Source organism: Haliscomenobacter sp. (assembly GCF_041740695.1).
Classification (GTDB): domain Bacteria; phylum Bacteroidota; class Bacteroidia; order Chitinophagales; family Saprospiraceae; genus Haliscomenobacter.
In genome coordinates this window covers 148,081-163,379 of sequence record NZ_JBGSLK010000093.1, presented here as the reverse complement: position 1 = coordinate 163,379, position 15,299 = coordinate 148,081, and the positions used below count along the sequence as shown (strand labels likewise).

1 protein-coding gene is annotated in these 15,299 nt (G+C 48.0%); it reads left to right on the top strand.

From position 1 onward, the window contains the following. Positions 1 to 43 precede the first annotated feature (43 nt). On the top strand, positions 44 to 14,986 hold the full coding sequence (locus tag ACEW9O_RS18915) for a GEVED domain-containing protein (RefSeq protein WP_373551754.1): 14,943 nt from the start codon (positions 44 to 46) through the stop codon (positions 14,984 to 14,986). Positions 14,987 to 15,299 lie beyond the last annotated feature (313 nt).

The following is a 15,299-nucleotide window of genomic DNA, read 5'->3' as shown; positions in this document are numbered from 1 at the left end:
CCAAAGAAATTGACTTATGCGACCTAATCATAACTTTTATCTCATGAAAAGACTTGTACACCTAGAACATTTTCTGGGAATGAACTCAAATGCACCTATTTTGTACGGTGCACCTAAAGTCTTCCTTTCTTTTCTATTCTCTTTGTTCTTTGCTCATATGGCATTGGGGCAAACCATTTCTCAACCCAATGTTCTCCCCGGCGTTGTATGTCCAGGTGACAACATAACGGTGAGCTACGGTGTCTTTGATCTTACTCCCGCTACACATACCAATATTGCTGTTGACTTATGCAATAGTGTGGGCATGGGATGTGTAACTCTGGTCAATACTATCACCGTCCCTGTTGGTAATGTTGGAACGGCAACAGTGGTTCAAATTCCGTCTAACCAGCCGGGGGGTACTTATACCGTTAGAGTCAGAACCACAACTGGTGGGGTTACTTCTGTCGCAAGTCCCACCTTCACCGTTCGCACCCCTCAAGTCACTGGGGTTACTTATCCTACCCCGTTAGGGCCGTATTGTATCGGCGACAATATCTCTGTCGACTTTACCGTAAACTGTACTACGTTTCTGGGCGGGAACCAATTCATCCTGGAGTTAAGTGACAACGATGGTGACTTCAGTGGCATGAACCTGGATCCAGGTTTCCCCAAAATCATCGACAGTGAAGGAACATTTGATGGAAACCTAAGCGGAGTCATTCCCGATGTACCAAGTGGGAGCAATTATCGATTAAGATTAAGGTCGACAAATCCGGCGACACCCCCTCTCTTATCCAATCTCTTTACGATTGGCAGCGGAAGGCTCATGGTAAAACCGATGATGGCCATGAAAGCCAACGGTTCAACCTTTTGCCAGGGCGAGGGGCTTTTTCTGACTTACGAGTTTAGTCCGGATGATCCGAATTTCAATGCAAATAACGTTTTTTCGATACAATTGAGCGATGCTGCTGGGAATTTCCCAGGTACCGTGATCGGCACCCTCAACAGCAGCGCCAAAAGTGGCGACATCCAGGCCACCATACCTTTTGTACAACCCGGAGGTACTGGTTACAAAATCAGAATTGTATCCAGTAGTCCGGTTCTCGAAGGTTGCATCTATGGAGATTACATCATTCCCCAGATTCGTCCATTCACCCAGCCTACCAACACGATGACCTGTTTGAATGGTACTGCAATCTTTTCAACCAACGCCATTGCCGGTACTAACCGCCAATGGCGCAGTGTGTGTGCAGCACCTTTTACCAACGTGGCCAATGGGCTGACTACACCCGTTGTCTTTGATATCTATGCCAATGGCACCAAAGTGATTGTTGGTACCGGTGGAGGAGTTGGTGTATCCGACAACAGTGGTGGGTTGTTCACCACCATAACTTCTGGATTAGGCAATAATATTGTATCGGGTATTCATATAAATGGAGGAAGAATATACGCCTCTACCGCTTTTGGGTTGGCCATCTCCGATAACTTGAGCACCACGGCTACTTTTGCCAATAAATTAGTGGCCGATGGATTGGGAAGCAATTTGGTCAACAATTCTTTTGTGGTAGGATCGGAAGTGTATGCTGCCACTGCAGGAGGTTTGTCTTATTCCAGTAATGGCGGAGGCACTTTCCTGCCTTTAAGCAATACATGGAAAGTTGCCAACGGTTTGGGCAGCGATGCTGTCAACGATGTTTACGTTGTTGGAACTGGCCTCAGCCGCACCATCTACGCCGCCACCAACGGTGGGTTGTCGATCGCGCGCAATGGTTCAACAACATTTATCAACTACACGGTAGCAAATGGCTTAGGCGACAACCAGATCAACGCCTTAGCTGTAACTCCCGATGGAGTCATATATGCAGCCACCCAAAACGGAGTATCGGTTTCAACCAACGGTGGGTTGAATTTCACCAATATTCTCACTGGTTTGGGTTCTCCGCAGGTGGGTGACCTCTATTTTGTCGGCGGTCGTTTGTATGCAGCTACTTCCGCTGGGGTATCCATCCTCAATGAGGGAGGAACTGCCTTTACCAACTACACCGTGGGTTTGCCAGCGAATCCTAACGTATTTGGCGTATTTGCAGACAACAGTGGTGCCAACCCCAAAATTTATGCGGGTACTGGCAGCGGTCTTGCATCTACTATTTTGACCACTTCCAATCTGGTAGGTGAGACCGGAACAACCTTGAATGTTCCGATCAGTTACGCCAACGGCAATACCACCTGCCGTTATGAGGTCGTAGTAACACAAACCGCAGCGCCGATGTGCGACGCGGTGAGCAATATTGCCGCTATCGGCGACATTCCACCAATGATCTCCATCGTTACTGACTCTATCCGGAATCCGTCTAAATGTACTCAAAACAATGGGCGCATTGTCATTGGGGGATTGGTGCCTAGCACTTCCTATCAAATAACCTATAGTGGGCCTACAGGAGGTGATCCAGCTACCGGTGATACGGTAACCACCGATCTCAAAGGGTTTGTTTATATCAATTTTTTAAAGCAGGGCAATTACACTGCCATCAAGGTGACCAGCCTTCTTGCCCCCGGGTGCGTGTCCAACGAGATCAGCCAGACCTTGACTGATCCACCCAATCCTGCCGATCCGGTACCAACCCTTCCGCTCACGGTATGTTTTGGGGAAAATATTGTGGTCAATCTGGCAGATGCGGCTGGGGTCAATCACGTATACCAGTGGTTTACCAACAACCCCATGCTGCCAATGTTGCCTACGGCGGCTTCTCCATTTTCTTCAACGGGCACCACTTATTCGCCATCGGTTCCACCCGCAACCAATGGTACGATTTTCGTCCGCAGAAGGAACAATGCTACGGAGTGCTTGAGCAACATGGTTGCAGTACCCTACACATTGACCACTCCACCAACCATTTCGGCAACCAAGGTCAATCCAACCACAGATGGTGGCAATGATGGATCCCTTACGATTATTTGGGGAACTCCAGCCAACGGTTATTCACTTGAATATACCTTGCCTGGAGCTATGGCCCCAACGGTAGTGGCCATTAACAATGGAACCACCCAGTTCACCATCATGAACTTGGTAGCCGGAAATTATACCAACATCAAGTTGGTTGTTCCTGGTGGTTGCCCATCCAATATCCTGAATTCTTGTCGCTTGTTCAATCCAAGTGACCTAATTTTGTCTCCAGATGTACTTGGTCCGCTCAAAACCGTAGTTGAAACTGGTATTGGTGCGCCAACCAACTTGGGCGGTTTCCATCAGAAAAACGACCCTGAAACTGCTTGTGCCGGCACCAATGATCATTACCCTGAAGGCGCCATCAGTTTGGTGGTCGGTCGCATTCGCAACCCAGGAACCCCGCCCAAAACACCCACCAATGTGGAAATGAAAGGCTGGGTACAATTTGACCTGGCCGCACTGGGCATTCCAAAAAATGCGGTTATTGAAAAAGTAGAATACCGCGCCCGCACCCTACAAACTTCCGGCCACGTTGTTTGTGACATCAATCCGGTCACTAGTGCAACTGGCGACGTCCAGTTTGACGTTACCCGGATGGATCCAAAAAATTACGGACCTTACAACCTTGGCTATAGCCAGGCTGCCTTTGATGATATTTTCAACGATAAATACAACGACTTTACCATTTCTTCTGATGCAACCGGAGCATGGACTGACCTGGGTGTTACCGGGGTAGCGGATGTACAATCGCGTTTGGCCGCCAATGGCAAATTCCAGGTCGGGTTGTCATTATCCGGTTCTGATTTCGATATCCCCGTATTGCAATTTCATGGAATGGTCTTTGCACCATCTGAAGATCATGAATTGCGGGTTTGTTACCATTTGTTGGATTATGGTGATTTGGCTGAACCTAAATTCTTTACCCTCAAAGCGGGTGCAGTTGAAGGACCAAACCACCGCATCGATTTGATCGATATCGATACCGATCCAACTATGGTGGATATGCAACCTGCCATGTTCATCGGAGCTACACCTCCCGATGCGGAACTGGATGGCCAGCCAAGTGCAGGGGCCAATGGTGATGATCTGGTGGATATGGCTACAGGAGCTATCGACGATGAAGACATCACACGCGCCTGGTTCACCAACCCTGCTACTGATGACTCACTCGTTGCTGGAAACTTTGTTACCCTGAGTTTCCCTGTTACCAACAACTTGGTGACAGACGTAAACGTAGTAGTGTTCGTAGATTGGAACAACAATGGTGTTTTTGAAAACGATACCGAACGTTACGATACAATTGTAGGCAATGGACTCCATAACCTGACCTTTACGCTGCAAATTCCTATTACCAGCTTTGGTGATATTGGGGTGAGAATTCGGATGAGTTCTGCTGAAATTGATGCTTACGGTGCCGCACCTGATGGTGAAGTAGAAGACTTCTTGCTGCGCGGGGTGGCTGGTTTCGATTATGGAGACCTTCCCGATGCTGCGGCTGGTACAGGAACTGGCAACTACGAAACGATTTTCGACGTGCTGGGTACTCGTGGCCCTCGCCACTTGATCAACCAAAAATTAAAAATTGGCAATACCGTTGATGCTGAAGAAGATGGTCAGCCACAGGCCAACGCCTTTGGTGATGACATCAATGGCATCGACGACGAAGATGGGGTGATTCAGCCCGACTCAGTAGTACGGGGTAAACCTGCTCGTTTCAAGGTATTTGTTACCAATAAAACAGCTTCTGATGCTTATTTGATGGGTTTTGTGGATTGGAACAACGATGGTTCTTTTGAAGATGCTTCGCCTAATCAAAAAGTTGGCCCAATTACCATTCCTCCTGGCGCTAGTGGATACTACGATGTTGTTTTTATTGTACCCACTAACCCAAATCCACTACCAGAAAGAGTTGCCGCTCGCTTCCGTTTGACAGGAGCAAGCAATAATGGTTTTACCGCTGTTCAAAGTTCACTTGGGCCTATTCAAGGTATGACTACCGATATCATCGGTGAAGTCGAAGATTCCTGGGTGACTATCGTCGGCTACGACTGGGGCGACTTGCCCGAACCTCGCTACATCACCGACAATGAAGGTGGACAGCCTGGACCAAGCCACAAAATTTATGCGATTGACAATGGTGCTGGACCAGTTCCTACAATCTTTATCGGTGCAACACCTCCCGATGCTGAACCTGAAGGGCAAGACAATCAGCCTGCTACTGGTGATGACAACAATGGCATTGACGATGAAGACCTGAGCGCCAACAACTTCCTGAATCCGGTAACCTTGTTGCCCTATCCGTTGATTGCCTCAGATTCAATCGTACTGCGTATACCTGCTACGAACAATTTCCCAAATAAAGCCGGGGTAATCCGCGCATTTATTGACTGGAATGGCGACGGGTTGTTCAATGGTCCAAACGAGACCAATTCCAGACCAGTTCCTGCTGCTTTCATTGGAAACATCGACTTCAGACTTAAAATTCCCAATATTCCTCAACCCGATTCCATCGGTGTGCGCATCCGTATCACCACAGGTAATTCACTGGATGCCTACGGCCAGGCACCCGACGGCGAAGTGGAAGACTTTATGGTGGAACTACGCGGTGCTGAATATGGCGACTTACCGGATCTGACTGCGGGTACCGGTCCTGGCGATTACCAGACCTTGCGCGCATACAACGGTGCTCGTCACGGGGTTCCAGTTACCCCGCTGGTGTTTATAGGTAAAGTAATCGATACCGAAACGGATGGTCAGCCAACGGAAAAGGCCAATGGCGACGATACCAATCAGATACCAGATGATGAAGATGGCATCATTTTCCTCGGGCCATTGGTACCCGGTGGTGTAGCACAATTGTCGTTCTCGGGTACCAACAATACCTTGGATACTGCACATCTGCATATTTGGGCGGATTGGAATAACGATGGCATCCTGGAGTATGTTGACAGTGTAAAGGTTGGTCCAACTACAACCGTAACTGAACAAGTTGTTAACTTCAACGTTCCTGCCAATGCAACTTTTGGTGGGGGCAGGGTGTTCTTCCGCTTCCGTTTTACGACGGATACTACATTCAATAAGGCACCAAGTCCGAACGGTTCTGCTGCCGACGGTGAAGTAGAAGACTACTTCCTACCGATCTTAAAACTGGGCAACCTGGTTTGGGAAGACCGCAACCACAATGGCTTCCAAGACGCTGAAGAAATCAACCTGGGTATCCAGAATGTACGTGTTGTACTGCGTTTTGGTGGGATTGATCGTACTACCGGACGTTGTGATTCTGTTACGCAAAATACTGCCGCCAACCCTAACGACAATAGCTTTGTCGACGGTGGTACCGACGTCATCAGAGACTCTATTTTGCAGACCTTTACCGATGAAAAAGGGCTTTATTGCTTCACTGGTTTGATTGAAGGGGTTTATCAAGTCATCGCCATCGATACATTTGGTTTGACGCCTACGCGTTTTGATTGGATCAAAAACGTAACTGAAGAAGACCGAGACAGTGACGGCAAACCACTTAAAAATCCATGGGATTACGTGAGTGGCGATCGCCGTCAATCGAAGAGCCAGATGTTCAAACTCACCATTGACAAAATTGGCACCGACGAAGAAGGTATCCTGGATCAAGGCAATCCACAATTACTCGATCCTAACGCGCTTGGTGAAATTCCCGATAACCGCGTTGAACAACGCATCGACTTCGGTTACATTGGTCTGGACTTGGGTGATTTGGCCGAATCTGGCAACAATCCTTCAGTGACCAACTTCGTAACTCTCGAAAATGGCACCAAACCTGAAGGTCCTAAACACATCGTTACCCCAGACCTGCGTTTGGGTAATTGCCAGGATGTAGAATGGTTGGGACAACCCGACCAGGATGCTGGTGCTGAATTCAAACCAGGCCCAGATTCCGGTGGTGATGATCCAATCGCCGACTTCAGCAACTATCCCAACTTCCCATACGATCCTTCACAAGGTCGCCGTTGGCCATTCCACGATTCAACCAATGTTTGTGGAGATGATGAAGATGGTATCCGCTTTGTAACGCCAATGGTACCTGGATATGAGGCTCAAATCACCGTGAAGTATCATGCCAAGATCAACCTCGACGGGCCAGATGCTTATCTGCACGCTTGGTTTGACTGGAACGGTGATGGCAACTTCGACAATGGTGCTGGCGTCATTGATGCCAATGAACACATCATCTTTACCCACCTGAATGGCACCCCAATTGTATTGGAAGCCAATACTCAGGCGGTGAAATTAGAGATGAGTTTCCTCAGATTTGCCGGTGACTCCGTACGTTTGAGCTTCAAAGTTCCTGCCAATGTGGCTTACAACAATGGCAATATCTTGTCGCGTTTCCGCATCAGCTTTGATCCACGCCTCGGACCAAACGGAATTCTGGCACCAAACCTCAACTTCCCTGACCCACAACCTGGAGCAGACACAAGTCTGGTTCCTGGTGGCATCATTCCTTACGGTGAAGTAGAAGACTATTTCATTTCGCTCTCCAAAGTAGGCAACACCGTATTTGAAGACCGCGATTACGATGGCTTCCAGGATGTACTTGAGCCAGGTATTGCCAATGTTCCAATCAAACTGCAATTCGCAGGTTTGGATGGCATCCTTAATTCCGGTGACCTTTACGAATATACTTATCTCGATACTACTGACGCCAATGGCCGATACTACTTCTGTGGTCTGATTGGTAACGTTGATCCTTCTGGTATTCCTAATCCGGTTTACCAAATCATCGTGTCTGACCCAGCAGGGATGACCGCTACGTTCAACAATCCGGATCCATCAGATGATGCTTGTATTGATGACAATAGCAATGGCGACGACCTGCTGATCGACAACCGCATTACCACCGACACCTTCACCATCACCAATCCGATGATGTTGTGCCTGGATGAAAATGCTCCGCGCAACGATGTAGGTGGACTGGTTGGAGGCAATAACTTACCGCCTTCAGCAGATGCCTTGAACAACTTCCCGGATAACCAGTACGATGAAACCCGTGACTTTGGTTATACTGGATTTGATTATGGCGATCTCCCGATTGCTTCCGTATTGCCAGGTTCCAATTACCTGACCCTACGCGATTCGATGAACGCTTTGTTCAACAACAAGTTTGGCCCACGGCACGCCATCCAACCTCGTCTGTACCTCGGAAGAGGAGTAGACGGAGAATTGAATGGCAAACCCGATGCCGATGCAGGTAGCAAAGCGGGTGGTGATGACGATGACCAGGGCGCCTTCAAAAAAGGTATAACTGCGGATGACGAAACAGGCGTACGCCTGCTTTCTCCGTTGCTCCCAGGTGAATTTGCCTACATCAAAGTCAACTATACTTCGCAGGATACCACCAATGGTGGATACTTAAACAAACCAGCCTACCTTGATGCCTTCATCGACTGGAACGGCAACGGGGTGATGGATATTCCTGCGGAAAAAGTAGAGTTCACGCATCAATCGAATTCCAATGCTGTACCGTTTTCGACCAACAGCATCACCGATATTCCAGATACACGTACCCCAGTGTTGCTTGCAACGGGTGCAAACGGCGTTGACAGTACCATCCTGGCCTTCCGGGTGCCGACTACCGCAGTGTTTGACTCCGGGGTAGTGTTCATGCGCTTCCGTTTGGGTTGGACCAACTATGCGCAGCAGTTCCCCAACGCGTTCCCGAACGGTTTGGGTGCCGACAACAATATCTTCCACATGACAATGTCACCATACGTGAAGGCTTATGAGCCTTTCAACGATGTGGCCGGAGATGCGGGAAGATATCCTTACCCACAAGGGGAAGTGGAAGATTACGGCATTCCTGTTGCCAAAATTGGCAACCTGTCCTGGTTCGATCACGATGTGTTTGGTGATCAGGATACCCGTGAAGAAGTGGTTGACTCACTGCACCTCGTACTCATCTGGGGTGGTGTAAATGGTACTACTGGTGCATTTGACACCGTAGGCTACCAAACCAGCTTGGCTTCTCTGGGTTCGATTACTGATATCTTATACAACCGTACGATTGCACCACCTTCAGTAGGTACTTATACTCCTGGAGCACTGGTAAAAACCGGTATTTCTCCAGCAGCCGACAGCGGATTGTATTCCTTCCGCGGTTTGATCCCTGGTATCTACTACGTGTTGCCGATGAAATACTTTGCTACGGATAGTGCCAGCTTCGTAAATGCTTGGCCTAAGCACCGGGTAGTGACCCTCCAGGACAATCCAGGAGTAAGTGATGGCCAGGATAGCGATGGCCGGACCTCAGGGGTAGGAGGAACAAGTCGTGGCCCAGGTGCTTTTGTAAAAATCACCGATGGCAACGCCCGCCAACCTGAAGTATGTGTCAATGATCGTCCGCTGTTCGCCGCGCCAAATCCAATCAATGATGCACGTGAAGGTGGTTCTGGTGCTGAGTTGCGGGCCAATGATGCCATTGAAAACGGCAAACGTGACGCTGACGACAATGCCAATCCATTTACTCCAGCCTTCTTCCCTGACAACCAGTGGGACAAGACGGTGGACATCGGTTGGGTAGACGAGCCAAACGTAGAAGCAAGTATGGACATCGTTGGGGTGAACTTCCCAACCAGCCAAATTTGCGGCAACTTCAACGTGATTACGCACTTGTGTGTGAAAAACCCACAAGAAGTGCCACTCGATAGCTTCCAGATGTTCTTCAACCTGCTGGATGCTTACGGCCCTGCATTGTACACGGCTTCCAAGCCAATTGTGACCATTGTAGACAGCGCTTTTGTGACCAATTTGCCACATCAGAAGATCAGAAAGTCTTCTCTGGTTAATTTCAAAACTGCGGTCAACGCCAAGCCGAAGGATTTGCTGGTGGTGAACCCCAACTACAACGGTACTACAGATACCAAGTTGTTGGTGCCAACCTCCGAAAATGCTAACTTCTTGCTGCGTGGTGATTCAATCTTGTGCGTACAAATTGAGTTCGAAATTGATCCAACTAAGGACGGAGCGTATCCATGGATGTTGTCTGCCTCCGTCACTGCACGTGCCATTGGTTTCGACAAATCAAATGGCAACAAGCGGCCACTGACTGACTTCCGTTTCTTCCACCCCCGTTTTGGCAAGTCAATCGTAGTATTCGACTCTACTGATGAGTACGACGATCCAATGCCAATGGCTGGTTTGACCTATCCTGATGGTGGTGATGGTATCCTCTTCGAGGGTATGGTTGCTGATCGTGGATTGAAAGGTGATTATCAACTGCCTTACGTTTCTCCAAACGTAACTGGCCGCGATAAATACGAAGACGAGGACGACAAGGCCATCATGAACGACTCTTGCTGGATCAAGACGAAGTGGAACAGTGGTTACAAAGAATTTGAAATTGCATTGGATGCCAACTGTGAAGCTGTAGTAAATGCAGATCTGTTGGTGCCCAACTTCAAAAAGATATGTGGTTTTGACAAGTACCCAATGGGTAGTTACTACCGGGTAATCATTCAGGACAAGTGGACAGAAGAAACCCTCTGGGCTTCGGTAGATCGTGTTCCATTTGACGTGAAGAAGTATCGGGATCGTACCTTGATCTACAAAGTGAGAAGTGTTGCCAACCATTGTAATATAATCTGGGGCCCAATCATCTTTGTGGATAAGATTCCACCTGTAGTGACTTGTCCACCGAATACTTCACGCAAGTTGAACTCCAAGAACAAGATCGTTGGAACGTACACTTTTGTATGCTCGGATGTAGATAGCATCTACAATGTGACCAAATCTTGGAAGGATAGCCTTTACGCTTACTACACTGGTGTAGCTACTGCTACTGATGCTTGTGGTGATCCAAGACTGGAAAACGTTAAGGACGAAATTGAATACTTTGCCGATTGCAACGCATCTGCTGCTCAGGGTTACATCTACGCGCAGATTCGCCGTACATTCTCTTTCATAGACCTGATGGGCAACAAGGCAAATTGCAGCCAGTTGATCAACATCTACCGTCCAGTCATCAAATTGCCTTTGTGCAAAATTGAAGTGCCGAATGACAAAGCGAAAGGAGACAATTTGATTCTACCTGCTGATTTGGCGGGTAAGAAATACAACATCGCTGAAAGTGTGCCTTACTACATTAATGGTGCAGGCAAGAAGGTTTACCTCACTGGAAAAGACTACTGTGGTTTTGCCTTTAACTACACGGATGAAGTTTCTTTCTCTACTGGCCAAGGCTTGTGTGGCAAGAAGATCATCCGTACCTGGTCAATCTTCGACTGGTGTTATGGAACCGGAACTGCTTATCCAAACTACTTGATGCAGCCAGAAACCAACAATGGTTGTTATGCTGAAAGCGTTTGGAATGGTGACCGCTATACCTGGCAACAGACCATCATTGTAGGTGACAGTGAAAGACCAATCATCACTGCACTAGATGTTGATAAAGATGGCAAAGTAGGTGCCTATACTGGTGCACCTCAAGCCAATCCAAAAACAGCTACCGCAACTTACGATCCAGATGATGTACTGGAATTCTCTACGGGTCCAATGGATTGCACGGGTGGATTTATCTTTAACCGTTCTAGCTTCAATGTAATTGAGCAAAGTGACTGGTGCTACGAAATCCGCGTAGTCGAGCGTGTAGCCATCCTTGACTTGGATGAGCGCCCCACTGGTGTATTCGTGCTCAAAACTGATCCAGGTGTGAAAGTAACTGGAGACTGTGCGAAAGGTTACACCGTATCAGGGGTGCCAATTCTCGGCGACTGGTTTGTAGAAGTACGGGTTTACGATGCATGTTATCAGGACAGTGTTGTTTGGATCCCTGTTCGCATTGTAGATAAGATTTCGCCAGTAATGAAGTGCGACGACAAGTTGAACATTACCCTCGACAACCAGGGCAACGGCTTTGTAGCTGCTAAAGATCTGGACGAAGGTAGCTGGGACAACTGTAAGTTGATGTGGGTGAAAGTACGCCGTCCTGTTAGCGATGCCTGCATAGCAACGATGTTGAAATTCCCACGTGTAGTTGACGCCAATAAGAATGGCAAGCTTGATCCTTATGATCCATCTAAAGGGCTACTTGACCTGAATAACAATGGCAAAGCTGACGATTACGATTACATCGACCTCAACAGCAACGGAACTCCGCAAATCGAAGAATACTTTACCATTGGTGAATACTTCACGAAGAATCCACCAGCAGCTGGTAATGGATTGGGCATGATCATGACGCCATTGATGGATACCGTTCCATTCTTCTGCTGTGATGGAAGTGCGCTAATGGTTGAATTGTGGGGTCAGGACAAATTTGGCAACCGCAACTTCTGCTGGAATAACATCCAGGTAGACGACAAAACGCCAATTCAGTGTCTTGCTCCTTGGGAAGTTAGCATCTACTGCACCGATAAGAGCATTGGAATCATTGACGACAAGGTTCTTTCTGCTAAAGTATTTGGTGATGTAATCATCAATAGTGGCGCAGTTTGTGTCCAGGCAGATACAGCATACAGTACGGTGAAACGCCTGAAGTGTGGCGCAGGTACCATTGAACGGATTTGGGTATTGACCAAACAAACGGCTCATGGTCCAATCACCACTACTTGCAGACAAATCATCCGGGTACTGCCAGTACGAGAATACAACATCTGCTTCCCTAAAGACGTAGATCAACGCGACTGCAAAGTACCAGTGATTGATACCGCCTTTGTCAAAGAATTGGGTTGTGACATCCTCGCGGTCAACGTTAGCGATAAGCGCTACGATGCTTCCGATGATGAGTGCTACAAAATCTTCCGTACCTACACCGTCATCGACTGGTGTGCTTACGATGATCGTTGTGGTGATCCAATGACTGAAGGCAGCGTTTATGTCGTCGATCGCGCTTACAATGGATACGGCAAAACGCCAATCTACGTATTGGTTCGCGACAAAAACCAGGACCAACGTGAAGAGTTCTACCTGTCCTTGAACGAGACACCAGAAGAAGGTAGCTTGGGCGATGGCAAAGTAGCAACTGGTAACGACGAAGCTTTTGTTCCACCATTCTGTGAGCAAGCCTTCCAGGATAATCCTTATGGTTTGCCGGTAGGTGAGTTCTACCATTCCTTCATGTACACTCAGATCATCAAAGTATACGATGAAGTGAAACCAGTGGTAACAGGGGATCCAGCCAAGTTCTGTATCCGCGAAGGTGGCGACTGCCTGGCCAATATCAAGATGGTCGTAACTGGTACCGACAACTGTACCAACGAGGTGACCCTCGAAACCCAATACTTGATGATTGCTCCGTTCCAGACCCTGAATACAGGTAGCATGATTCTGTACGCTACTCCACGTTGGAGTACCAAAGCATTGGGCAACGGTCAATTCGAGATCAACGTCAGCAACTTGCCACAAGGCAAACATGACCTGATCGTGGTGGTACGCGACGAGTGTGGTAACCTGAGTGACGCCACTCGGATTCCTTTCACCGTCGAAGACTGCAAGGCTCCGGCTCCAATTTGTATCAATGGCTTGAGTACTGAATTGATGCCTGATGGCGCTGGTGCGGGTATGATGACCGTGTGGGCTTCCGACTTCGTAGCTTCCAAAATCTACGATTGCAACGGCCAGGGTACTGAAACCAATGCAGCAGGTGCAAAACTGGTCACCAAGTACTCCATCAACCGGGTGGGTAGCCCAGTAGTTGAGGCTCAAACTAGCTTGCCGCTAAATTGTGCTGATGCTGGCAAAAACATCCTGGTTGAACTCCATGCCTGGGATAATGCTGGTAACCACGACTTCTGTGTAACATTTATAGAAGTACAGGACAACCGCAAAGTTTGCGGAGGTTCGGGCAACGTAGACCTGGGTAGCATCTCTGGTTTGATCACCACCGATGAAGCAGAACCAGTCTTGGGTGTACAAGTAGATTTGAGTGGTGCTGCAACCATGAAGTACAATACACCTGCGGTAGGTACCTTCACCTTCAACCAGTTGGTGAAAGGAAGTGACTTCAGTGTAAGTGCTCAAATGGATAAAGACCACCTCAATGGGGTATCTACCTTCGACCTCGTCTTGATCCAGAAGCACATCCTCGGGGTTAAGCCGCTCGAAGGCCCATATCGCATGATTGCTGCTGACGTTAACAACTCCAAGTCCATCAGTACACTGGACATGATTCAGATTCGCAAGTTGATCTTGCAACTCGATACCAAGTTCAATAATGTACCAAGCTGGAAGTTCGTCGATGCGACCTACAAGTTCCCGGATGCTCAAAACCCATTCACGGCTGAGTATCCAGAGGTAGTCAACGTCAACGACTTGGCGGGTAATGTCAAAGCCGACTTCATCGCTGTCAAAATGGGCGATGTCAATGGCAATGCAGCTACCACCACTGGACTAGCCGCTACCGAAATCCGTTCCGACCGCACGATGCTGTTGAACACGGAAGAAGTAGCCATGAAGGCCAACGCTCAATACAACATTGCCATCCGCGCCAAAGACTTGCAAAACATCCAGGGTTACCAGTTTACGCTGAACTACGACCTGAATGCAGTCGAGTTGGAAGGCATTGAATATGGAGTAGCCAAGGCCGATAACTTTGGGATCTTCAAAGACAAGGGAATGATTACCACTAGCTGGAACCTCAGCAGCGGCCTCAATGCCGCTGGCAATGAGGTGTTGTTTACCTTGAAATTGAAAGCCAAAGTTGGGGTGAAGTTGAGTGAGGTGTTGAACATCTCCAGCCGACTCACCACTGCTGAAGCCTACGATAAGCAAAATGAAGCCATCGGTGTCAAGCTCAGCTTTGGTGCCGATGTCACTCAAGATTTTGCGGTACTGCGCCAGAATACCCCTAACCCCTTCCAGGATGAAACCCTCATCGGGTTCTACCTTCCGAAGGCCGCCAAGGGCACTTTGACCATCCGCGATACCAAAGGAAGTTTGGTTTACCGCCTGGAAGGCAACTATGTCAAAGGCGAAAACAAGGTCATTCTGAAGCAAGCTGATTTGAGAGCCAGCGGCGTGTTGTACTACACCCTCGAAACCGCTGACTTCACCGATACGAAGAAGATGATTCTTTTGAACCGTTAATTTTGAATTAGCAGGACATTCAGAATTGTAAGTCAACGCCGCCTAAGGGAAACTTTAGGCGGCGTTTTTTTTATTAAAAACAAAAACTTAACATAGAAAATCATATCTGTCCTAACTTGATACCCTATCTTTGGATTCGACCTAATTACTTTGATGAGTAAAGCAACCTAGCTTCAGTTTTTTTCAATACAAATACACTTTTACGCTACAATTTTCATTCTCATGAAAAAATATTTACACCTAAGCACCCGTGCTTTGGGGCACACATCTTATTTGATTTTTTTTAGCCAATTGAATCAAGTTATACGTATCC

Bases quoted from the DNA above. Each gene is read 5' to 3' on its own strand.
- ACEW9O_RS18915 (WP_373551754.1), top strand. From the start codon at position 44: ATGAAAAGACTTGTACACCTAGAACATTTTCTGGGAATGAACTCAAAT.